18 protein-coding genes and 1 riboswitch are annotated in these 24,401 nt (G+C 47.0%); of the genes, 8 read left to right on the top strand and 10 right to left on the bottom strand.

All coding sequences use genetic code 11. The features are described 5' to 3' along the window. Window positions 1-196: 196 nt before the first annotated feature. The 5 genes from ACXIT9_RS08650 to ACXIT9_RS08630 all read right to left on the bottom strand — a co-directional run bounded on the left by ACXIT9_RS08650 (window position 197) and on the right by ACXIT9_RS08630 (window position 7,148). Window positions 197-1,540 carry a TolC family protein gene (locus tag ACXIT9_RS08650; RefSeq protein WP_458055835.1) on the bottom strand — a complete coding sequence of 448 codons (1,344 nt, stop codon included), beginning with the start codon at window positions 1,538-1,540 and terminating at the stop codon, window positions 197-199. A gap of 3 nt (window positions 1,541-1,543) precedes the next feature. Then, the gene (locus ACXIT9_RS08645) at window positions 1,544-4,606 is read right to left on the bottom strand and encodes an efflux RND transporter permease subunit (protein ID WP_458055834.1); all 3,063 of its coding nucleotides are present in this window, start codon (window positions 4,604-4,606) and stop codon (window positions 1,544-1,546) included. A gap of 8 nt (window positions 4,607-4,614) precedes the next feature. Then, window positions 4,615-5,694 (bottom strand): efflux RND transporter periplasmic adaptor subunit, encoded by a 1,080-nt coding sequence (locus tag ACXIT9_RS08640; RefSeq protein ID WP_458055833.1) that lies wholly within the window; start codon window positions 5,692-5,694, stop codon window positions 4,615-4,617. A gap of 6 nt (window positions 5,695-5,700) precedes the next feature. After that, entirely contained in the window at window positions 5,701-6,507 is an 807-nt protein-coding gene (locus ACXIT9_RS08635) for an alpha/beta fold hydrolase (protein WP_458055832.1), read from the bottom strand. A 215-nt stretch (window positions 6,508-6,722) separates the two neighbouring features. Continuing rightward, window positions 6,723-7,148 carry a VOC family protein gene (locus ACXIT9_RS08630; RefSeq protein ID WP_458055831.1) on the bottom strand — a complete coding sequence of 142 codons (426 nt, stop codon included), beginning with the start codon at window positions 7,146-7,148 and terminating at the stop codon, window positions 6,723-6,725. Between the two features lie 62 nt (window positions 7,149-7,210). Between ACXIT9_RS08630 and ACXIT9_RS08625 the strand changes: the two genes are divergently transcribed. The 3 genes from ACXIT9_RS08625 to ACXIT9_RS08615 are packed head-to-tail and all read left to right on the top strand — an operon-like array spanning window position 7,211 to window position 11,385. Further along, entirely contained in the window at window positions 7,211-8,182 is a 972-nt protein-coding gene (locus tag ACXIT9_RS08625) for a patatin-like phospholipase family protein (protein WP_458055830.1), read from the top strand. Then, window positions 8,169-8,825, top strand: a complete 657-nt coding sequence (locus ACXIT9_RS08620; RefSeq protein ID WP_458055829.1) for a class I SAM-dependent methyltransferase — start codon at window positions 8,169-8,171, stop codon at window positions 8,823-8,825. The genes ACXIT9_RS08625 and ACXIT9_RS08620 overlap by 14 nt, the downstream gene beginning before the upstream one ends. A 37-nt stretch (window positions 8,826-8,862) precedes the next feature. Next, window positions 8,863-11,385, top strand: a complete 2,523-nt coding sequence (locus ACXIT9_RS08615; protein ID WP_458055828.1) for a M14 family metallopeptidase — start codon at window positions 8,863-8,865, stop codon at window positions 11,383-11,385. 226 nt (window positions 11,386-11,611) lie between these two features. On the opposite strand, the gene ACXIT9_RS08610 is transcribed toward ACXIT9_RS08615, so the two are convergent. The 5 genes from ACXIT9_RS08610 to ACXIT9_RS08590 all read right to left on the bottom strand — a co-directional run bounded on the left by ACXIT9_RS08610 (window position 11,612) and on the right by ACXIT9_RS08590 (window position 18,546). Next, complete coding sequence (locus ACXIT9_RS08610) at window positions 11,612-14,071, bottom strand: TonB-dependent receptor domain-containing protein (protein WP_458055827.1); 2,460 nt, start codon at window positions 14,069-14,071, stop codon at window positions 11,612-11,614. 420 nt (window positions 14,072-14,491) lie between these two features. Beyond that, on the bottom strand, window positions 14,492-15,364 hold the full coding sequence (locus ACXIT9_RS08605) for a nucleoside phosphorylase (protein WP_458055826.1): 873 nt from the start codon (window positions 15,362-15,364) through the stop codon (window positions 14,492-14,494). Then, window positions 15,339-16,343: an oxygen-dependent tRNA uridine(34) hydroxylase TrhO gene (trhO, locus tag ACXIT9_RS08600; RefSeq protein ID WP_458055825.1), complete on the bottom strand. Its 1,005-nt coding sequence runs from the start codon at window positions 16,341-16,343 to the stop codon at window positions 15,339-15,341. The genes ACXIT9_RS08605 and trhO overlap by 26 nt, the downstream gene beginning before the upstream one ends. 89 nt (window positions 16,344-16,432) lie before the next feature. Beyond that, entirely contained in the window at window positions 16,433-17,071 is a 639-nt protein-coding gene (locus tag ACXIT9_RS08595) for an acetyltransferase (RefSeq protein ID WP_458055824.1), read from the bottom strand. Between the two features lie 149 nt (window positions 17,072-17,220). Continuing rightward, entirely contained in the window at window positions 17,221-18,546 is a 1,326-nt protein-coding gene (locus ACXIT9_RS08590) for a DUF2851 family protein (RefSeq protein ID WP_458055823.1), read from the bottom strand. A 147-nt stretch (window positions 18,547-18,693) separates the two neighbouring features. Between ACXIT9_RS08590 and ACXIT9_RS08585 the strand changes: the two genes are divergently transcribed. From ACXIT9_RS08585 to thiM, 5 genes are all read left to right on the top strand, one after another. Continuing rightward, the gene (locus ACXIT9_RS08585) at window positions 18,694-20,535 is read left to right on the top strand and encodes a tetratricopeptide repeat-containing sensor histidine kinase (RefSeq protein WP_458055822.1); all 1,842 of its coding nucleotides are present in this window, start codon (window positions 18,694-18,696) and stop codon (window positions 20,533-20,535) included. Further along, the gene (locus tag ACXIT9_RS08580) at window positions 20,532-21,125 is read left to right on the top strand and encodes a response regulator (protein ID WP_458055821.1); all 594 of its coding nucleotides are present in this window, start codon (window positions 20,532-20,534) and stop codon (window positions 21,123-21,125) included. The genes ACXIT9_RS08585 and ACXIT9_RS08580 overlap by 4 nt, the downstream gene beginning before the upstream one ends. A gap of 63 nt (window positions 21,126-21,188) precedes the next feature. Beyond that, window positions 21,189-21,282, top strand: a riboswitch (TPP riboswitch). An 84-nt stretch (window positions 21,283-21,366) separates the two neighbouring features. After that, a complete protein-coding gene (thiE, locus tag ACXIT9_RS08575; RefSeq protein WP_458055820.1) occupies window positions 21,367-21,984 on the top strand; it encodes a thiamine phosphate synthase in 618 nt (205 codons plus the stop codon). A gap of 1 nt (window position 21,985) precedes the next feature. Continuing rightward, window positions 21,986-22,867 (top strand): ABC transporter substrate-binding protein, encoded by an 882-nt coding sequence (locus tag ACXIT9_RS08570; RefSeq protein WP_458055819.1) that lies wholly within the window; start codon window positions 21,986-21,988, stop codon window positions 22,865-22,867. Continuing rightward, window positions 22,864-23,670 (top strand): hydroxyethylthiazole kinase, encoded by an 807-nt coding sequence (thiM, locus tag ACXIT9_RS08565; RefSeq protein ID WP_458055818.1) that lies wholly within the window; start codon window positions 22,864-22,866, stop codon window positions 23,668-23,670. The genes ACXIT9_RS08570 and thiM overlap by 4 nt, the downstream gene beginning before the upstream one ends. Window positions 23,671-24,401: the final 731 nt, after the last annotated feature.

Raw genomic sequence — 24,401 nt, 5'->3', positions numbered from 1 at the left:
TACAAGATTTTGTCCTTCAACAAAAGCTATGCCAAGGGTAAAAAACCTAAGCAACTGACTTTTAAGAAGGTAAGGCTTAAGAGAACAGATTCTACCCGGTTAAAAGTTCAAAAACAAAGCGTCCACTGCAGGAACAGCCCTGGTCAGTGGACGCAAAAACGGGATGGAGAAGCTTCGCAATCGGTATTTGAAGCGTTTAATTATTTCGAAACTTTTCGAAACTATTCTGAAAGAATATTTTTCCAGACAGCCTTCTGAGCTCTATTTCTTGTTCTTTAATATTAAAAATAGACGTAATTAAACGATCCTCGGCAGTGAGTAAGTTAACCTGCGCATCTCGAAACTCGAGGTAATTCGCGATCCCCAAACGGAAGCGCTCTAGGGCGATATCTGCATTCTCTACAGCTACCTCATAATTTGCCCGCTCGATTTCGAGCAAGTTGCGATTATTGACATAGGAATTATAGGCACGGTGAATGTCTGAGATCACCTGAAGCTCGATCTGTTTGGTAAAGAGTTCTGCATTACGCTGTTCAACTTTAGCCTGCTGGATACGACGGTTCACGGTAAAACCTGAAAATAAATTGAGGGCTACCCCTCCTCCGCCGGTAAATCCATCACGCTGATTTTTAAGCAAGAAACCTGCATCCGACTCTAAGGTGTTTTGGGTATAGTTTCCATTCAAATTAAACGTCGGTAGACGTGCCGCCTGCGCTTCGCGGATTTGCAGATAAGCTACATTCTCCTGACGCTGGGCGATGAGAAAAAACTTATTTTCCAGATAAGCATCCTCCAGAAGCTCTTCCAAGAGCAGCGGTTCTGCCACGGTGATTGTATCACGAACGGTAAAATCTTTATTGGGCGCTAGCGCCAAAAGCTCATTCAAATTAACACGGGCATTTTGAATGACGAGCTCTTGATTCACCACAAGGGACAAATCCGCATTGTAATCCACCTGCGCTGTCAGGAAGTCTCTCTTGCCGGCTCCCCCTAGCTCATAGCGCGCCTCTGCGATTTGAAGCCTTGCTTTAGAGAAGTCTAGCGTTTTTTCGAGTACCTTCGAACGCTGCAGTTCCAGCACCAGGCGGTAATATGCCGTAGAGATGGCAGCTACTGCATTTTCTACCGTAACCTTAGCATCCAGCTCCGATAACTCGGCCAAACGTCCGAGACGCCGGACTGTCACGAGGGAACTAGGGTCGATACCAAAAATCCCGACAATGTTAAAATTCTCTATAGAAGTCTCCGCTCCTCGAATCACATTCGGCTCAGGGGTGGTTACGAACTGCTGCTCTACATTCTCTCGTGCGAACGTTTTCGTATAATTCGCTATGATGCTGGGCATAAGAAAGGTGCCAACACCGATTTTCACATCCAAATCCGCGATATCAATGGTATTCAGCGCTATTTTAATATCAAAATTCTGTTCCAGGCCTAGCTGAATAGCACGCTCCAAATCTAATGGCTCCCCACTATCCTGAGCGAACAGAGCGAAGGAAAGACTGAGACAGGCGATAAGACTAAAAACTAACTTTTTCATGCGTTAAACTCTCGCTAATCGTCCTTTTTTAGAGGTTAAGAAGGTATAAACAGCCGGAATAATAAAGAGGGTAAGTAGTGTGGAGAAGGCTAGACCACCGATAACAGCTACTCCCATAGGAACTCTGGATTCAGCTCCTGCTCCCAGCGCTAAAGCAATCGGCAAAATCCCTAAGATAGTAGACAGAGAGGTCATCAAAATCGGCCGAAAACGAGAAGAGGCTGCATCTTTAATGGCGTCTTCTACACTAAGCCCCTGAGCTTTACGCTGATTTGCGAATTCCACAATCAAAATCCCATTTTTAGTTACCAATCCAATCAACATGATGATCCCAATCTGACTAAAAATATTTAAGGTGAAATCAAACAGCCATAGCGATGCTAGAGCTCCAAATAAAGCCAGCGGTACGGTAAGCATGATAGTAAAGGGGTCCGTAAAGCTTTCAAACTGCGCAGAAAGCACCAAATAAATTAAGATCAAGGCGAAAATAAATGCGAAGATCAAACTATTCGAGCTTTCTCTAAACTCCTTCGATAAGCCCGCGACATCGGTAGTGAATGTTTCATCTAACACCTCCGCAGCGATACGATCCATCTCATCTAATCCATTCCCAATCGTATAACCTGGGGCAAGACCTGCTGAAACCGTGGCACTCACAAAACGGTTAAACCGATACAGCTGTGGTGGCGTACTTTTTTCGACGATGGTGACTAAGTTGTCCAGCTGAATTAGCTGTCCATTATCAGAGCGAACATAAAGCATTTTTAGATCCACGGGCTCATTTCGGTCTTTCACCTGCATTTCACCCACCACTTCATACTGCTTACCATTCATAATGAAGTAAGCAAAGCGCTGTCCGGAATAGGAAAGCTGTAAGGTACGAGCTATTTCCTGGACAGAAACACCTAAGTTACGTGCCTTTTCGCGGTCGATTTCTACTTCTAATTCAGGTTTCGTGAACTTCAGGTCAATATCAGAGAAACTGAAAATTTCACTTTGGCCCACGGCCTCCATAAAAGAAGGGATATACTCCTTTAATTTATCTAAGGTAGGCGCTTGCAATACGTACTGCACAGGAAGCCCTCCACGCCGATCCCCTATGGACTGTGGCTGCGTAACGAAGGCCCGGACGGCAGTAAACTGACGCACCTCCTGTGATACTTGATTGAAAATTTGCTGCTGAGAGCGTTCACGTGTGTCTGCCTCGGTCAGAATAAGACGTAAAAAACCAGAGTTTGTACTGGCTGTACCGAAGCCCGGAGAAGTCACCGTAATGATCCCTGCGCGCTCCTCATCAGGTACCGTTTCCTGAAAATGAGCAGTCATCCTGTCTAAAACCTGATCCATATAGCCGAAGGTGGCCCCTTCAGGTCCCGAGACCACGACACGCATCTCCCCACGATCCTCCACGGGTGCAAGCTCGGTGGGCAAAACATCGAATAAAGCATAAATACCGAAAGCGGTCAGTAAAAGTGCGATAAAAGACACCCATTTTACACGCATAAAGCCGTTCAGCAGCTTGTTGTACCCCTCATTTAACCATACAAAAACCGGCTCCGTGAAACGATAAATGACGTTTTGCTTTTCCCTGCGCTTAAGGAGTCTGGCACTAAGCATAGGCGTCATCGTCAGCGCGACGAAGGAAGAAATAATCACCGAGCCGGCCACCACGATACCGAACTCCCGGAAGAGGCGTCCCGTCGTTCCCGTAAGAAATATCACAGGCAGAAACACAGCCGCCAGGGCGATCGTCGTAGCGATAACCGCAAAGAAAATTTCCTCCGCTCCTTTTTCAGCGGCCTTATGCGGCTCTTCGCCCTTTTCTATCTTCGCATAAATATTTTCCAAGACCACGATCGCATCATCTACCACCAGACCGATCGAAAGTACGATTCCGAGTAAGGTCAGCACATTAATGGAAAAACCCATAATGTACATAATGAAAAATGCTCCGATTAAAGAGATCGGAATGGTCACCACCGGGATAAATGTTGTCCTCCAATCCCGCAAAAACAAGAAGATGATAAGCACCACCAGCAAAAAGGCCGTAATAATCGTCTCCTGTACCTCATTTATCGAAGCTCGAATAAAACGCGTGGAATCGAAACCTATGCCCAGGGTGATGTCCGAAGGCAGGTCCTTTTCGATCCCGCCTAAGCGCTTATAAAATTCATCGACGATTTCGATGTTATTCGATCCAGGTAGCGGTACCAGCACCACGCCCACCATGGGGATTCCGTCTCTTTTTAGGACGGTACGCTCATTTAGAGCAGCCATCTCTGCCTGCCCCACATCCTGGAAGCGAACGATATTGTTTTGATCCTCCTTGATAATGAGGTTATTAAACTCCTGAGGAGTATTCAGTCGGCTCTTCGTCCTTACGGACAATTCGATCGCTGAACCTTCGATCCGCCCAGAAGGCAGCTCCACATTCTCACTTTGGACTTTATTTAAGATGTCTGTGGGCGTTACCCCATAAGAAGCCATCCGCAAGGGGTCCATCCGCAGACGAATCGCGTATTGTTTTTCCCCCCAAATCTGCACGGTACTCACCCCAGGTATGGTTTGGAGGCGCTCCTTGATCACATTATTCGCAAGGTCCGAAAGTTCCAATAAATTCCTGCGATCACTCCGCACATTCAAGAAGACAATCGGCTGCGAATCAGCGTCCGCTTTCGATACGACAGGAGGATCCGTATCAGGAGGTAAACGGCGCTGAGCTCCAGAAACTTTATCTCGCACATCGTTAGCGGCAGCCTCCAAGTCAGCACCTACATCGAACTCCACCGTGATATTACTCGTCCCATCATTACTCGTGGAGGTAAGCGACTTAATCCCCGCGATCCCGTTTATCGCCTCCTCTAGTGGCTCGGTAATCTGCGCCTCGATAACGTCAGCATTCGCACCCACGTAGGTCGTGCGCACATTAATGATGGGAGGATCTACACTTGGAAACTCCCGAACACCCAGGAAACTAATCCCAATAATCCCAAATAACAATATCGTCAGCGATAGCACGATGGCTAACACAGGTCTCCGTATACTTATCGTCGATAAACTCGCCATTTCCTCCTTTAAATTACTGTAAACTGCACTTCAGTGCCTCCCCTAACCTGTAAAATCCCCGTCGTGAGGACCTTGTCGCCTTCATTTAAACCTGAAATGATTTGCACCCTGTTTTCTGTTCGTGTTCCGATCGTCACGGCACGCTCCTCCACTTTACTCTCCTGATTCACGATAAACACTTTATACCCGCTAAGCTCAGGAATTACCGCCTCTGAAGGTACCATAAGGGCATCCGCCTGCTCACCGAGGACAAAACGAATACGCACGAACATACCCGGAAGTAAGCGGCCGTCTTTATTTGGACTTTGCGCCCGCAGGCGCAATGTACGGGTACTCGGATCTATATTCGGCTCAAACGCATACACCGTCCCTTCTACCTCTTCCTCTAAGCCATCTGTGGTAAAGTAAATTTTAGACCCCAAGCGCACTGCACCCGCATAACGTTCCGGAATAGAAAACTCTATCTTAATAGGATCTAAGCTCACAATGCTTGCGATAACATCAGTAGTAGCGATTACACTCCCTTCCGAAACCTGACGTAAACCTAAAACACCATCGAAAGGAGCTCGTATGACCGTCTTATTCAACTGAGCCTCGATTAAACTTAAGTCCGCTAAATTGGTATTGAATTGGTTGAGAACGATATCATACTCCTCCTGAGAGATGGCTTCACGCTCTAACAGCTGCTTCTGACGGGATTCTTGGCTTTCAAAAAGTTTTTTCGAGTATTCTAATCGGCGGGACTGCGCCTGTAACTCATCGTCATTTAAAAAAACAAGCGGAGTGCCTTTTTTTACAAACTGTCCCTCTTCAAACGCTATTTTAGTGACTAGACCGCTCACTTCGGTGCGCAGGTTCACGGTCTCATTGGGGAGAATAGCGCCCGTAACATTTAGACTATTCACAAGACGTTCGGACTTTACCTGAATGACGTTCACGGGCAGCGCCTGAGAACTCGCACTGACATCAGCGCCAGAGGACTGAATTTCATCGTCGGAAAACCACAAACCTATTCTCGGGTAAACGAAAATAATACCCACTACCGCAGCGATGAGTAAACCGAGAATGACTTTTGTATTTTTTTTCATGTTAACTTATGCGCCAGAAAAGCGCGAATCTGTTTGTTGCTGTAAAAACTTTAAAGCCACTTCATTAAATTCATCCGGTCGCTCGACATTCACCACATGGCCACATTTTTCGATCACATGCAGCATCACCTGACGGTGCTCTCTCACGATCTTCTTAACCGGTTCTAAGAACATCAAGTCTTCTTCTCCCATTACATAAAGTGTAGGAATCCCAAGGTCCTTTTCCTTGAAGTACCGAAGAAGCGGATTGACGTCTTTCGTCAACTTAAACCAACGGATAAATTCTTTTTGACACAGCCTTTTTGCCTCCCGAACGAAGAGATTACGCCCTTCAGCATGTCCTTTTCTAGGCATGATGACGAAAGCAAACAAGCGATAGAGCCACATGTAGGGCAAAATGCTTTTGAAGGTATTGCCCAAAAAGACTAATAAACGTGAGGTGAAGTTCAAACGCGTAACTGCACCCGCCATCACCAGAGATTTAACTCGATGCGGTTCCATCTCTGCCAGCTGACGCGCCAAAATCGTCCCTAGGGACACACCCATAAAGTGAGCAGGGGGTAACTGAATATGGTCTAAGACCTCGATGATATCTTTCGTGACCTTTTCGAAGGTGTACTGATCATTCCATAGGTTCTTTACGGATCGCGTAGCCGACTTTCCATGTCCCCGCAAGTCGATGAGCAGTAAATTAAAGTCGTTTTGGAAAGCACGGATCTGCTTAAACCAAATGGAAGAAGAGCCCCCCGCACCATGAATGAATACGACCCAGTCAGCATCTGGAGATACTTCGTATGTTTTATAGTATAACATGATCGTTCAAGTTTATGCAGACCTAACTCCGTTCTGTTCATGAAGGTTACCAAATCGCAAGGTACCTTAATTTTTTCCTTTTTTTCCTCAAAAAGGCACCAGTGGCAGAAGGCGTGGATGTATGGTTAAAACGATGTTCTGAAAAACACTCTAATCCATGTATGTACACTGAATTTTTAAAATAGGTTCAGGAGTACCCGATTTGCCCTGCCTTTTTATTCAGTAGCGAAAAGCTGTGCCGGATCTTTAAAGGATTTAAACTCTAATGCATTGCCACTAGGATCCAAGAAGAAGAGCGTAGCCTGCTCGCCAACTTCACCCTTAAAGCGGATGTAAGGCTCGATGATAAAGTGAACCTGCGCTGCCTCTAACTTTTCAGCCAAGGCATGCCACTCCTCCCAAGGCAATACCACCCCAAAATGACGCACAGGAACCGCTTTGCCGTCTACGGCATTCGCATCCACAGCCTGACACTCTTCTGGTTTCAGATGGGCAGAAAGTTGATGTCCGAAAAAATTAAAATCTATCCATTTATCGGTAAAACGGCCGATGGTACAGCCTAACAGTTCCCCATAAAAACGGCGCGTCTCCTCGATGGATCGAATCGGGAATGCCAGGTGAAAGGGTTTATGTGTTTCCATTTGGTGTAATTAAATTTAGGTGGCATCTTTAGCCCACAAAATTAAACTTTATTCCAGTAAAAATGGTGGAAAAACGGGTTTCTTTAGTGCTCGCCAGCGGTGGGGCACGGGGTATGGCGCACATCGGCGCAATAGAGGCTTTAGAAGAGCGAGGCTACACTATCGTCAGTGTGTCCGGCTGCTCGGCGGGGGCATTAGTCGGTGGCATCTACTGCGCAGGAAAACTTCCTGCCTTCAAGGAATGGATCTGCAACCTAGATAAGATCGATGTCTTTTCCCTGATGGATTTCACGCTGTCCAGTAAAGGATTTATCAAGGGAGAGAAAGTCTTTAAGGAAATTCGAGAGCTGGTAGGCAAAAATGCCATAGAAGCATTAGCTATCCCCTTTAACTGTACGGCAGTGGATGTGTATGCGGGCGCTGAAAAGGTCTTCGACTCCGGAGACCTCTTGACGGCTATACGTGCTTCCGTATCCATTCCGACGATTTTTACGCCAGCAGAAATAGCGGGAAGAAGCTATATCGATGGCGGAATTTTAAATCCGCTCCCCGTAAATCTGGTGCCGAGCCATGTGGCTGCAGACCTCGTGCTGGCAGTTGACTTAAATGCTGACGCACATACTTTCCAAGAGCCAGAAATACTACTCAGCGCTGAAAAATTAGCCGAAGAGGCGGAGAAAAGCTCCTCTAAACTAACTAAAATCACGGACCGCTTTAAAATTCCAGGCTGGGTAAATGACTATCGAGAGAAATTTCGTGCCCGCTTCGGGGAAGAAGAGGCCATGCCCTTAAATGAAAAAGAAAAAGAGGAGGTAAAGACTTTAAGCTCGCTGGAGCTACTCAACCATTCCTTCGACCTGCTGCAAGACCGGCTTAGTGAGCTCTACATCGAGAAGCATCCTGTGGACATCTTAGTCGAAATCGCCCGTAACCAAGCAGGAACGCTGGAATTTCACCGCGCATCCGAGCTCATCGCGATTGGAAAGGAGAAAACCTTAAAGGCCCTTCAAAAATACGAAAATGGAAATACATGAGCTGAATCGACTGCTGGGCAACATCGATCTGTACCTGCTCGACCAGCTACTGAAGGGCCGCTTCACAAAAGAGCAGCGCATCCTGGACGCAGGCAGTGGAGAGGGGCGAAATGCCACCTATTTTATCCGCGAAAGCTATGCGTATTATGCAGTAGATCGAGACCCTGCAGCGATTCAGTACCTGCGCTATCAGGCGAAAACGCTGAATACGAGCTACGACACCTATAGGTTTCAGGTTGCTGACCTACATGAAATACCCTTTCACACCTATTCCTTCGACGTGCTCCTGAGCTCCGCCGTGCTGCACTTCGCCCAAGACGAGGCGGACTTTCTCGCCCTCTTCGACGAACACATGCGTGTGCTGAAACCCGGAGGCATTTTCTTTTTACGCATGTGCATCAGCGAGGAGCTTGCTCTTGGAAGAGAGACCGCTGCTGCTGATCAGGAGGGAAACCCGCGCACACTGAAAGATGGCTCCTGGCGCTTTGTCCTCACGCCTATCCTGCTTATGGAGCTAAAAAACCGCTATGGCTTGCAGCCCTTGGAAGCCGAAAAGAGCGTCTCTGTCCACGGGCAGCGCCTGATGGGGAGCTTTATTTGGCAAAAAAATACCTCAACTGACGAAAAAAAGTCTTTATTTTGAACCTAAGCAGCTAAATCTTCAGTAATACGTACCGTTTATGATGAAAAAAAACCTTTACACCTTCCTTTTTCTGTGGCTCACGACCTGGGCCTACGGCCAAAAAAGTCCTGAGGAATTTTTAGGCTATCCCCTCGGCGAGCGCTTCACCCCTCATCATCGCGTGGTGGCCTACTTCGAACATGTGGCGGCGAATAGCCCGCTTGTAAAGCTCCAGTACTACGGAGAATCCTACGAACACCGACCGCTTTTCGTGGCAGTCATCAGCAGCGAAGCGAACATGAGCCGATTGGAACAAATCCGAGAAGACAATCTAAAACGTACCGGTCTACTTGCCGGTAATCCGGAAACAGGTTTGGCTATCAACTGGATGCAGTATAATGTGCACGGAAATGAAGCGGTAGCTACGGAAGCGGCCCTAATGACCTTCTGGGATCTAGTGAACCCAGAAGACAGCAGGTACAAGTCATGGCTCGAAAATCAGATCGTACTGATTGACCCTTGTGCGAACCCAGACGGAAAGGATCGCTACACCGTTTGGTATAACCAAAAGCAAAACAAGCGCTTGCAGCCTGATCCACAGTCGGTAGAACACAGTGAACCTTGGCCGGGAGGCCGTCCGAACCATTATCTTCTCGACCTAAACAGGGACTGGGCCTGGCAGACACAGCAAGAGACTAAGCAGCGTCTAGAGCTTTACCACCAGTGGATGCCACATCTTTTTGTGGATTTCCATGAGCAAGGCATTAACGATCCCTTTTATTTTGCGCCAGCCGCTAAGCCGGTACACAAGCAGGTAACCGGTTTTCAGCGTGAATTTCAGGAAATTTATGGGAAAAATACAGCCGAAAAATTCGACGCACAGGGTTGGCTCTACTTCACTAAGGAGCGCTTTGACCTGCTCTATCCAGCGTATGGCGACACCTACCCCATGTACAATGGAGCCATCGGCATGACCATAGAGAAGGGGGGGTCAGGCCGCGCCGGCTTGGGTATGTTAAATGCACTAAAGGACACGGTTACGCTAAAAGAGCGAATCGAGCATCAGCACATAGCAGGGATTTCTGCTGTGGAAGTGGCAGCGAAAGAAGCTCAAAAACTAGCCGATAACTTCACTGCATTCTTCAAGGATAACCGCGAAAATCCACAAGGGAAGTACAAGAGCTTTATCCTAAAAGTGGGCGATCAGCCGGAGCGTTTGCGCGGACTTTTAGCGCTCCTAGACCTGAATAAAGTAACTTATGGAGAGCTGGGCAGAAAGGCTACCTTCAGCGGCCTGGACTACCAGACAGGAAAGACGCGCAGCTTTACAGCAGAAGCGAAAGATATCGTGGTCAGCGCCGATCAGCCGAAGTCGGTGCTGGCGCAAATTCTTTTCGAGCCCGAAGCAGTACTGGAGGATAGCTTGACCTATGATATCACCAGCTGGGCCCTCCCCTATGCACATGGCGTAGAGGCCTATGCTCTGGATCGTGTAATCCGTCCGGAGCGAGAATTTGAAGCGGCGGCGTTCCGCCAAAATGAAGTGCAGACCGGCACACTTGCCTATATTAGCCCGTGGAGAGCGAGCGTACATCCCCGCTTTTTAGCAGCTCTGTTAGATAAAAAAGTGCGCGTGCGCTATGCGAGCTATCCCTTCGAGCTGGATGGAAAAAAGCACCCGGCAGGCGCACTGATCATTCACCGTAACGGAAATGATAAAATCGCAAGCTTCGACTCCCTAGTCGTCGCCACGGCGAATACGTTTGAGGTGGAGTTAACCTCCACGAAATCAGGCATGGTGACTTTAGGAAAGGATTTCGGATCCTCCGATGTACGCGCCATCAAAGCACCAAAAGTAGCCTTGCTGAGCGGTCCTGGTACTTCTTCTCTAAATTTCGGAGAGATCTGGTACCATTTCGAACAAGAGCTTGACTATCCGCTTAGCATTTTAGAACTGTCGAATGTGGGACGCTATGACCTCTCTACTTACGATGTGCTCATCATGCCTTCTGGAAGCGGGCTCCTTCGGGGTCAGGATAAAAAAATTAAGGACTGGGTACGTGCCGGTGGCAAATTAATCCTCATGGAAGGGGCCCTAGCCGAATTCGCCGCGGATGATGACTTTAGCTTAAAACGTTTCCTAAAAGACGAACAAGAAAAAGCGGCAAAAGACCGTGCGAAAGAGCGGGAAGAAAAACGTATCCTAGCCCCTTATCAAAGTAACGAGCGAGCACGCGTAAGCGGACAAGTGGCGGGCGCTGTCTTTGAAGTAAATTTAGACGAAACACACCCGCTGGGCTATGGCTACGGAGGTACTTACTACACACTTAAAAATAGTGCCAGCCGCTATGGGTACTTGAAAAACGGCGTGAACGCCGGAACCATTCGTAATCTTGAGCAGTACCGATTCGGCTTTGTAGGTAGCGAAGTGAAACCTAGTTTGGCAGAAAGCCTCGTGGTAGGAAGCGAAAGCATGGGCCGAGGACAAGTAGTCTACTTCGTAGATAATCCGATGTTTCGCTCCTTCTGGGAAAATGGCAAGCTCTTATTCGGAAATGCTGTGTTCCTAGTCGGACAATAAATTCATTCTAATAAGAAAAAACCATGGTCCCCTCATAGGCCTAGTAACACGTTGAGCACAGATCTTCGGGAAGCTTATGTGGGAATCTTTCGTCTACCGAGAGCCAAAAACCAAAAGAAGGGCTTCTTCCGATTGGAAGAAGCCCTTCTTGTTTTCCATGCGCATAGAAAGCGTCCTGCCCTAATCGCTTAAGCCGGCCTGCCTACACGTTAGGGCTATACACTTTTTAGAAATCATCGTCAAAATCTCGGTCACCGTTTCTTTCTCTTCCGTTTCGCCTTTCTTTAAATCCCCCAAAGCGGTAGGTAAAAGCGATCGTTCCGATTCGCGTCTCTCGATTAAATAAGCGCTGAAAGTCAAAATTTTCATCCGTGGTACGGATTCTAAATATCCGAGTATTGAAAATATCGCTCACATTGACGCTAACGGTAGCTTTTTTATTGAAAAGATCCTTTCTCAGCCCCATATTTATCCCCCAAATCGGCTCAATTTCCCCCTGAGGTAAAACGATAGGTCCTCGGTAGTCCGCCTGTATCTGCAGGGAAGCGAACTTAGGAATAGCCATGTTCGCCAGTAAATTCACCGTCCAAGAAAAATTCGAATTGTTGAAATTCGCCTCAATATTCTCTCCTATAATTTCAGAATAGAAGAAATTCCCCGACAGCGTCGCATCAAACCAAGAGGTAAACTGAAACTGATTTACCAGCTCTAAGCCTGTACTGCTACGGCTATTCGCATTTTCCCGAAGCTGCACAGACACATTATCTTCATTTAGACGAATTACTCGGGTCTGCACATCTGTTGTGAAGCGATGATAAACCACCGCATTTAAGAGGTATTTATCCCAGCCTTTCATATAGCCGAATTCGTAACTATTCGTAAACTCCGGCTGCAGTTCTTGATTCCCGATGCTCAGATTAAAGAGGTCATTTACGCGGAAAATAGGGGCCAGGGCCCAAATGTTAGGCCGGGAAATTCTTCGAGAAAAGTTCGCCGTTAGCTCTTCCTCGTCGCCTAAATTATAGGACAAATAGGCCGACGGAAATAGATTAAAATAATTATTCACAAAAGGCTCCGGATCACTCTCCAAGATCGAATTTGTCTCGGTATACTCCCCTCGTAAACCCGCCTGATAGCCAAGCTTTCCCACCCGATGGCGGAAGCTCGCATACGCAGCATAGACATTTTCAGTGAAGGAGAAAGCATCTGAAAAGAAATCGTCGAAAATCGGTACAAACTCGGTGTTTTCATCTCCTTGAGAAAACGTCTGGGCACGATCCCAAGTCCCGAGGGTTCCCTTTAATCCCGTTTCAAATTGGCTCCCATTTCGAAAAGGCTTTTCATAATCCAACTGTAATACGGTCAGGTTACTGGTCTGTGGCCTTTCGTTTTCCTGTATCAGGCGATTCCCGGGGACTTCGACCATCTGTTCGTTAAAAAACAATTGATCAAAGAAATCTACCTGAAAACGCTCATCACGTGAAAAAGAAGCCGAAGCAAAAAGACGCTGCCCCAGCGAATCGATCGTATACGTATAGCTCAGACCCGTTTCGAAATTGTTACTTTCCCTAACTTCGTCATTATTCCGGACAAAAAGACTATCTAAGGAACGGTCTATGCGCTGGGACCGCTGGTTCAGGATCTCAAAGCGATCTCGCTGGCGAAAATTACCTTGCGCATAGAAGCCTATAACCTGTTCATCCGTAACATTCCAGTCAAAGCCCCCTCTGAATAAATGGGAAACATCGACGCTTTCTTGAAAGGAGTCTTGGTCTAAAATGGGACTGGCATTCGCCAATGAAGCCTCTCGAAATCCTTCTGATAAACGAAAAAGCCTGCGATACTGATAGTTATAGGAAGCGTAATAGTTAATCTTTTCAGTTCCATAATTTAAGTTAACACCCGCATTATACTTATCACGCGTACCCGCAGATACATTAACTTGTCCATTTAAGCCGGTCCGCTGATTTTTCTTTAAAATGATGTTAATGATCCCACCCACACCAGCAGCATCATAGCGACTGGAAGGATTGGTGATCAGCTCTACTGACTGGATACTATTGGCGGGAAATTGCTCCAAAATACTTTCCGCATCATCCCCAGATAAGTTGGAAGGTCGTCCATTAATATAGATCAAGATATTTCCACTACCGCGCATGCTGATCCCTCCTTCATCGTCTACCTGTATAGAGGGCAGCGTGCTGAGTAATTCCGAAGCTGTAGCGCCTTCTGCCACGATACTATTTTCTACATTGTATCTGCGCTTATCGATATCACTCTCAAACATGGAAGCTACCCCCTGCACGACGACTTCATCTAAATTTTTCGCCGTATTCTCGAGACGCAGGGTCCCTAAATTAATCTCCTTTCGGTCGTTGGGCTGAAGCGTTCGAAAAAAATCATCATATCCGATAAATCCTATACGCAAGATGTACCCTTCTGCCGGCACATTAAAGTCAAAAGTTCCATCGAGTTCAGTCATGGAGCCCGTAATTAAAGTGGAATCAGCAGGTGCGAGTAGGGCTATATTCGCGAACTCAAGCGGATCCCCGGAGCCGGCGTCCACCACTTTCCCTCTTAGTCGGAGCTGATCCTGCGCCAGCGTATAGCTCGTAATAAAAAAAAGTAAGCCTAGGAAGATTCCCACCCGCCTGACTGTAAACTGAATCCATTTTTCGCTTTCCATCCCTATTTATAATTATTTCAATTATATACACAATATTTTCTGTACACTGAGCATATAAATAGTAACAAGGCTCGGTCCGCAATGTTCCTGAAATACATGTATCTACACAGAATAACTTTTAGGCTTATGAACTGCGCTATAGCGGTATGAGTGGTAAAAAAAATACAAGGTAATTCGGGAACTAATAAAAAATCTTCTTAGTTAGGTGTGTAAATTAGGGGTGTGCACGCGTTATGCCACACAAAAGAAACTTTTAATCCAATTAAAAACCTATTCTAATAAATCTACGTAAGGGTTCTTAATTTGTGAGCGAAACGTAAAAAAATACTGCTTAAAGGCGTCTTTTTGTACGAGAAAAGGTTTTTTTCACTATCTTCGAAGCATTGTATACGGGTGACTATATTAAAAAATGGCGGGATGTTATTCCGCCACTTTTTTTAGTACTTCCCGAATCAGGCGATCCACTACTTTTTCGCTGTCCTGTGAGAAAACTTGCTCTACACGGTTCGCTACGATCGCATTTACACTTAGCATCTCATGCCCCAGTAAGCGTCCCATCGCATAGTACCCAGCAGTCTCCATTTCAAAATTCGTCAGACGCAAATCAGCAATTCCTGTTTCTATTTTGGATAACTTTTCGATGATCGTAGGTATAGCAGGCGCTAAGCGCAGACTTCGCCCTTGTGGCCCATAAAAACCCGGACAGGTAGCCGTAATGCCTATTCGCATGGCACCACCTATTTTCTGAAGTAAACGACGAGAAGCGCTCATCGCGTAAGGCGTAAAGCCTAATTGTAGCGTCTCTGCCACACGCTGCCGCAAATTCTCCTCTTCTTCCGTATACGAAGGTGTATAAAAATGCATCAGCGTATCCAGACCCACAGCGAAAGCGCTAGCCAGATGTGCATCTACAGGAACGTCAGGCTGCATACTCCCAGAGGTTCCGATACGGATAATCGACAAACTTTTCTTCACTTCCTTCTCGCGCCGCGTTTTGAGGTCGATATTCACGAGAGCATCCAACTCATTCATAACGATCTCGATGTTATCGGTCCCCATGCCCGTGGACATCACCGTGAGCGGCGTCCCTTTGAATGTTCCGGAATGAATGGCAAACTCACGCTTCGTCGTTTTAAACGTGATCGTGTCAAAGTATTGACTTACCTTCTCCACACGCTCTGGATCCCCTACCGTGAGAACAGTTGAAGCCAGATTTTCTGGCTTCAAGTTCAAATGATAGATACTACCGTCGGCATTTAGAATAAGCTCAGACGCAGGTATTATCTTGTTCATGTTGTAAACTTTTGATTTTTTCTTTGTTGGGCTTACGTTGCAACCCCAAATAAGGATTATACCCATTGCTTTTTTTAGCGTAATAGCCCGTACCGTCATAGGGTCTCTTTTCTGGATGCTCTTGGCAGCTCGTGGAGCAAGCTCCTTCTAACTCCCAGCCACAGTTTTCACAGATAGGGACGTGCACATTACAAGTAGGATTCGCACAGTTCACCATACGATCTGAAACAGTGCCGCAAACATGACAGGTGGATATTACTTTGGGATTTACCTTGTTAACATCTACAGCGAGGCGATTATCAAAGACATAACATTTGCCTTCGAAATCCTCTCCCCCTACATCCATCCCGTACTGAATGATCCCTCCATGCAGCTGATAGACATCTTCAAAGCCTTGCTCTAACAGAAAGGCTGAAGCTTTTTCACATTTTATTCCTCCCGTGCAATAGGTGAGTACCTTTTTCCCTTTCAGATGTTCTAGCTCTTTTACTTTTTCGGGAAATTCACGGAAATTATCGATGTCCAGGGTGAGCGCATTTTTAAAATGACCCAACTTATGTTCGTAATTAGAACGAACATCTAAGATTACGACGTCTTCCTGATCCTTTAGCGCCTTGAATTCTTTCGGAGCCAGATGCTTTCCTGTGCGGACATTGGGATCCAAATGGCGTAAGCTACTATGCACGATTTCCGGCTTATAGCGCACATGAATCTTACTGAAGGCATGCGCATCATGCTGCTCTACCTTAAAAATAGTAGATGCAAACCGAGGGTCTGCCTGCACATAGGCCATATACTTTTCACAATCCGACATAAGGCCCGAAACGGTCCCATTCAGTCCTTCATCGGAGATAATAATCCTGCCACGAATATTGTTTTCCACGCAGAAAAGATGATGCTCATCGCGGTACGCCTCCGCATTCTCTATTTGCGCATAACAGTAATAGAGTAAAATAGCGTAATCTTGTTTGTTTTCCATAACGCATGCCCTGATTCCAGCAGGGTGTTATTTGTGATCAACTAAACCGTTACTATATAATTCTTTGCACTAAATTCTGACGAATAGCATCAAGCCTTCACCGGTACGGCAGGATTACCGAACACGGTCTGCCCGGCTTTAACATCTGAGATTACTACAGATCCGGCGCCCACGCGCGCACCTTTTCCGATCGTGACTCCTGAAACTACGATGACACCCGAGCCGATAAAAGCATCCTCTTCTATGCGGACACCTGCATTAATCAGCGCACCGACACCTACCTGAACGTAATCCCCGATCACACAAGCATGTTCGACTACGACACGACTGTGGAGCATGCAGTGGCTTCCAAGCTCAGCTCCCTGACCGATCAGCACTCCAGCATTTATGAAATTCCCATGGCCGATCGCTGCATCCGGAGCGATAAGCGCCGCAGGATGAATCGCATTCACAGGCTGCATTTTTCGTTTTTCATGAAGCATCTTCACTAAAAACTTACGGTACTTTAGATCGTCTACCGCCACGAAAGCCTCACATTTCTTACCTATCAGTTTTAAAAAGCCATCATCTTCGGTATGACCCAAAACAGAAACCTCACCTATTTCCAACCCATGCTGTGACGTATCCTCTTCCAGAAAGCCATAGACGACGATGTTATTTTGCGTAAAAATAGATAAGGCGGGACGAGCGATACCGCTGGCCCCTAATATAATCACAGGTTTTTCCATAGTGCTTTTTAAAAGATTACAAAGATACAGCTTTCTCCTTTAGTGTACAAAATACCGCTAAATCACGCTACACGTACAGCACTATGCCTATACAAAGAAAGGGTAGCATTCACCCTCTAGACAAAAACAGGTACCAAACGATAAACACATTACATCATACGCACCTTTGGCAAAGGACCCTTTGGCCGAAGCGCCGCCTGCCCAATTTTACACTGCAGGCAGCCCTTTGCACTACAAAAATGCTGATAAAGTCCCATTACACCCTGTGCATCGAAAGCACTAGAAAGCGGAAATCCTGCCTCCGTATAGATACGTGTCACCTTATTTCGCTCCGCTGGATACTGCATGAGCAGGTCGATCGCACGTTCACGATATCCATCCTGCTGCATGTACCGCGCATACGCGAACCAAAGCGGCACGCGAATATTCAGACTTAGGCGCTCTAAACTATCCCTACTCAAACCAGCAACGCCCTTCTTATCACTTTGGCGACCAAGATCAAAATGTGTATGCCAATAGCCTGGAACTTGATTCACACCAGCAGCTAAATGCGCAAGAAAAACCTCCTCCGCCTGATTGATCCCGTCCCATATGTTCGGCAGGGAAAGCAAATAGGCGATCGCCTGCGCCAGCCTCCTGCCAGGAAAATTCGGAGGGCGTACCCCTTTTCTGCGCCACAATATGGAAGGATGCATATACCGCAAACGATGCTTCTTCGCCAAGTACAAGTATTCCTCTTGAAGCGATCGGACGTAGCTATCTGCGGCATGTCCCGCTAAGGGCAAAAGCCCGGCACTGCCGAAGTAAAGCGCATAAATGCTAAGCATGCGACTACCTCCTAAACGGCGTACATCTGCTAAAGAAACAATCTGTGCTAACTCCAGCATGGGCAGCTGGTTGAGCTTGAAACCAAAACAATAAAAAAGCCACCAGTAGCTCACCAGCTCCCAGTCTCCTTTACTGCGCTCTAAAAGCGCCAATATAAAGTCAACCTTAGACAGGTAGCGCTCATGCAGCGCCACCTCCATGGCCGAATACAAGACAATTTCAGAAAGCTGAGGTAAAAACTCCTGACACAACAAAAAACCATCCTGCCGTTTGAAGGTCTCATATTTTTCTATCACCTCAGGTTTAACCCTATCTTTTAGGATAAGCGTGGGTAGCGCTGTGCCATTCGATCGAACAACCTGTCGGTCCTCCTCCCAGACTACGTGCAGCACGACCTGTTCATACCGCGCATCTCCCTGATGTCCATGCCGGTACCAATCCGAGGAACGCGTATGAATTTCTATATGTCCCACGACCAAAAGACCATCGATCAGCACGTGCGCCTCTAAAAAATCAGGACCATCGTGCTGATTATAAAAACCCACACGCTGCACCTGAAGCGTCTGACCGTCGACCAGACGTAGGCCCTCAGTATGAAAATACAAAAAACGCCAAACAAAATGTAAAAAATCTTCCTTAAACAACATAAACCTTTTGATAAAAATAAAATACTCCGAAAAGTTCGTTTAATTCCATGGAGAGAGTCGGGAAAAAAGCGCTTATTCCTAATTTTTTATTACTTTGCAGTAGAAAAACACCTGCCCAGCCTCTTTATTCATTTAAGTACCTAACTGATGACGCTACACCCTCGACCGACCGCCATAGTTAGCTTGTTTTTATTCCTGCTCCTGCAAGCTTTTCAGGGCCTTTGTGCCACCGAGGCACCAGACGACGACCCTACCTCAACTCTGGACAGTTTACTCCTACTCCTAAAAGCCCCCCTAGTAGATAGCGTCCGAGAAGACGTTCACTTGGCCATTTTTTTTGAGCTGGCTTTTCAAGATAACACACGTGCCCTCGCCCATCTGGATACCTGTATTTTACTGGCAGAAAAGGAAAATTCTAATCGTTCCCTCGGCCGTTTTTATAACAATCAAGGCGTCATCCATAATGTGAGTGGACGCATGGAGCAGGCACTAAAAAGCTTTATGAAAGCACTGGAATATACCGAATTAGCGAATGATACGGAAAACCATATAAATATTTTGGGGAACCTGTCGAGTATCCATCTGTATAAAAATCAGCTCAATCGCGCCCGCTACTACAACCAAAAAGTATTCGAGCTTATCGATAAAGATGTCGATGCCGATGTGTATATGAAAACCCTAAACAACCTCGCCATCATCGCTAAAAAAGAAGGGGATTTTGAGGACGCCTTTCAAGCCTACACGGAAATTATAGACCTTGCGAAAAAAAACGGCAACACAAGATCGGAGGCGAATGCGCTGAACAACCTCGCCATCTGGTACCTGGATAGCGGAGAACCCGAGACCGCGCTGAAACTCCTGGAGGAAGCCCTACCGCTTAACTTGGCCATAGATGACCGCATTCAGCAGTTACTGAATCACCTGAATATGGGACGTGTTTTCTTGGAATTGCAGCGTCCCGAGGAGGCGCTGGCGCAAAGTATACTGGCCATTGACATCGCCGAAGACGAAGGATATAAAGAGGAAGAAGCACTGGCCTACAAGCTGTCCGCAGATGCCCTACAGGCACTGGAGCGCTTTTCGGAGGCTTTTCTCGCCCTGCAGACCTATACCGAGCGTATCTTAACATATAAAAAGGAAATATACGATTCTGAACTGATGGAACTACAGGAGACTTTTGATTTCGAAAGACAAGAGCAAGACATCAGCTATTTAAAAGAAAAAGAAAGCTTACAGACGGCACTGCTCGACAAAAGACAGAATCAAATCTACCTATTTATTGCGCTCCTTCTACTCACTATCACCGTGCTGGCCATCGTATACTACCTTTTCGCGGAGAAGAAAAAGGTGGCGCAACTTCTCGAAGTAAAAAATAAAAAAATCGAGACCCTGATTCGCGAACTCCATCATCGGGTAAAAAACAACTTGCAGATCGTCAGTTCTCTTCTAAACTTGCAGTATCAGCGTACCGCCGACCCCAGCACGAAGGAAGCCATCCGAGAGGGCCAAAGCCGCCTAGAGGCCATGACACTCATCCATAAAAACCTCTACATGCATGAGGATTTTTCGGGGATTAATATGAAAGATTACCTGGATTTTCTCACCAAAAGTCTCGCGATCTCCTACGGCTTTCCTGTCGAAGCTGTACATACGCGCGTGGAACTAAAAGAACCGATGTTTAATCTCGACCAAGCGATCCCCTTAGGGCTTATCGTAAATGAACTCGCTTCTAACGCGTTTAAATATGCCTTTGATGGGCTCCCTGTAGACACAGTACGCTTGGAGCTGGAGCTGCTCGAAACAGAAAATAAAAAGGTAGCCTTGCATATTAAAGATAATGGTAAAGGGTTACCTGCCAACCTGATTCCGGAGCAGAGCAGTTCGTTCGGGCTTCGACTCGTAAATACCTTAAGCAGACAGCTCGATAGCACCCTTACCCTCACCCGGGATAGAGGAACTTCTTACCAGTTAGAATTTGATCGTAAATGATGAACGGAATAAAAATTCTTATCATAGAAGACGAGCTACTCGTCGCGATGGACTTAGAAGAAACCCTCCTGCGCTTAAACTACCAGGTAGTGGGTACTGCACACACAGTGGCCTTGGCTAAAAAGCTGCTAACCGAGAAACGTCCCGACTTGGTCCTGTGCGATGTAAACTTAAACGATTCTATCGATGGGATTACCTTGATGGCTGAGCTACGTAAGCAGCACACCTTTATCGTCATCTTTTTAACGGCATTTCATGATAACGCTACCCTGGCACGCGCTATGGAAGTGGGTTTAAGTAATTACATCGTTAAACCCTTTCAGGAGGCACAGCTTCGCGTAACGCTTCAGATGGCTATCGAGCAGCACAGGCCGAAAGAGCAGGCCCTACGCCAACTGCTTTCCCCGAAAGAGATTCAGGTACTTGAGCTCCTGTACAGAGGAAAAAACCCACAAGAAATCGCAGATGAGCTGAATAATAGCTACCAAACGATCGCTACCCACACAAAAAATCTTCGTAGAAAGCTGCAGGCAAAAAGCAGCTTGGACCTCGTCGCTTTGGTCGCTAAAAATCGATGGTTTGAGCCCTAGAATAGTTGCGAAGCAAAGAAAAAGAGCCCTGGGGAACATTTTTTTCTCTCTGGCGTTAAACCTATAACTCGTTAGGGGTGGCCATGGTCTTGGCCTGAGAAATACCCTCGAACCTGATCTGTATCATAACAGCGTAGGAAAACGAAGCTAGCTCCCTTCACAGGGAAAAAAGCCACTTTGTGCCCCCGCGCAAAGTGGCTTTTTTGTTTTACTATTTCTTATCTTATGAACGAATACAACTATGTTGAAAGGAATTTACGTCATCACAGACGAAGTACTAACGCCTAAATCTAGCCTTCGGGCGCAAGTAGAGGAATCCTTGGAGGCAGGCGCTACCGTGGTCCAGCTACGTGATAAAAGCAGCACCGATGCAGAACTACGAGCAGTAGCGGAAGACCTGCAGGAGCTTTGCCGCAGGCATCAGGCCACCTTTATCATAAACGACCGGGTGGAGCTGGCGCAAAAAATAGGCGCGGATGGCGTGCATATCGGTTACCATGACCTTTCTATCCGAGAAGCTCGCGCCCTATTAGGCCCCGATAAAATCATCGGCATCTCCTGCTATGGCGACCTAGACCGTGCTGAGAAAGGCATCGAAGCCGGTGCAGACTATGTTGCCTTCGGGGCATTTTTTCCCTCTCCTACAAAACCTAAGGCGGATGTGGTCGACAAGTCCATCATCGCGGAAGCCAAAAAACGCTTTCAGGTGCCCGTCTGTGTGATCGGAGGTATCACCAAGGAAAATATCACCGAACTGGCCCCCTTTGGAGCGGACCTATATGCCACTGTCAGCGCCGTTTTTGGGGCCCATTCCATCACTGACGCGATCTACGAACTAAAATCTAAAACCCATCTATAACATGCAAATTTCCTTAGCCATCGAATGGTTCTTAAACCCGGATCACCTCCCCCTGCTGGTCGCCGACCAAAAAGGTTTTTTCCAAGAAGCGGGTGTCAGCAACTTTAACCTAATCGTTCCTGAAGCGCACTATGACGGACTGGAAGAGCTGATCCAGGGCAAGATCCAATTTGCCACCAATGAGCCCTTACACTTAATAGAGCAGTACGATGACGCGTTCTTGTCCCTGGGCACCTATTTCCAAACCAAGGGGGGAGTTATCATGAAAGCGGCCTCGTTAGATGCTTTGCGCATGGGCGAAAAAATTCGCGTCGCCACACCTGTGTCAAATGAAAAAACCAACCGTATCGGCCTAGAGATCATCCAGCGCTATGCGGCGAAGGAGGGCATTCATGTAGGAGCTGAGCAGGTAGCCTTCATCGCAAAGGATTTCTACCTCATCCAGCACATGGAGGACGGTTTCGATGCAGGATGGCTGTATTTTTATAATTTTGAAGGCGTGGAAGCCAAGCACAAAGGGCTCGACGTGGTCTTCATGGACTGTGACACCGCCGGGTTCGCAAATTTCTGTGGCCTAGACCTTTTTACTTCCAAAACCTTCTATAAAGAGCAGCCCGAGCTCGTGCACGGCTTCGTGGACGCTGTAAAAAAAGCCATCCGCTGGATCCACGATAACCCTAAGGAAGCGGCCACTATTTACTACGCCTACATGCAAGAAGAACCAAGTGCTCTAACAGACGATATTTTAGTGCACACCGCACGCTGCTTCGACCCAGAGTTCGCGAGCAGCTTCGAAAAAGAACTCCCCATTCTGCATTTCTTTAACGAAATCGGCATCACAAACTTAGAAGAATCCCGTTTTAAAACCGCCTTTTTAGCATGAAGTACACCTATGTCGCGGGCCTCCGCACCCGCACCCCCTTAGTAGAAGCGATCACCAATTATGTCACAGTGACGGACTGTGCCAACATTATTTTAGCTGCGGGAGGCTCTCCGGCCATGTGTGAATCCGCCGAAGAGGCCTATGCCTTTACAAAGCTGGCGGCAGCTGCTTACATTAACATTGGCACCCTCACCCGAGAGCAGGAAGAGGCGATGCTTTTGAGTACGCGTGCCGCAAAGGAAATGGACATCCCGGTGGTTTTGGACCCTGTAGGCTGCGCTGCCATTCCGCGTCGCAAGCCTTTTATCGATCGCTTGCGCACGGAAGGTGTAGTGAGCGTCGTGAAAGGAAATATGGGAGAAATAAATAGCTTGGCAGGTGTAGCGGCGCAGGTTCGGGGAGTAGACGCCCTTGATGATGGCCAAGACGGAACGGAAACGTGTATGCGGCTTGCCCGCGACTGGGGCTGTATCGTGGTAGCCACCGGTAAAGTGGACATCATCACCGATGGCATCCGTGTGGCGTATGTTCATAATGGACATGAGGTGATGACGCGGATAACAGGTGCCGGTTGCATGCTGGGAGCGCTATTGACCGCCTTTTGTGGGGCACATCCCGAGAAGCTATTTGAAGCCTGCACGATGGGCACGCTGCTTATGGGGGTGGCTGGAGATCAGGCTGCCGCCAAAGAAAATGGTCACCTCCCTGGCACCTTCCGTGCGGGCTTGATGGATGCCATCTATTCCACAGATGATAAAAAGTTACAGGAATTGGGGCGCTTAACATTTGGTGCTGCTAATTAAATCAGACAGGTAAAGGTAAAGCCTAACCATGGGCTCGTGTAAGCGAACACCCCTACCTATATGGGCGGCCACCCTATATGAAATTGTATATGCCCGGAAACCCGGCCGACCGAAATATATCAAATTGTATATGCCCGATAATAAGGGCGACAGCGATATATGAAATTGTATATGCCCGGAAATACGGGTGGCCGCCATATATGAAATTGTATATGCCCGAAAATCAGGGCGACCGCAATATATGAAATTGTATATGCCCGATAATACGGGCGACCGCTAGGGTCGCCCCTACCGGATACCCATTTCGACGATTGTCCATTTCGACGAATACCCATACCCACGATTACCCATTTCGACGGATACCCATTTCGACGGATACCCATTTCGACGGTTACCCGTTTCGACGAATACCCAAACCCACATGCATACAAAACCCACAATACATTAATATTCCAAAAAAAAACGAACCAACATTTTTCGATTATCGCGGTAAATGAAATGGTTTATCCCAATTGTATATGCCCAATAATCAGGGCGACCGCAATATATGAAATTGTATATGCCCGAAAATCAGGGCGACCGCAAGGGTCGCCCCTACCGATTACCCATTTCGACGATTGTCCTAATCCCCGAACACACCGTGATCAACAGATCTACAGAAATCCACCAAATTTCCGAATCCATAAAAAGAAACCAAACGATCATAATCGAACATTAAAAAGAAAGAAAAC

It is taken from the genome of Nitritalea sp., assembly GCF_054166705.1.
Note: the sequence above shows the minus strand (reverse complement) of the source record. Positions and strands in the feature narration are given on the sequence as shown.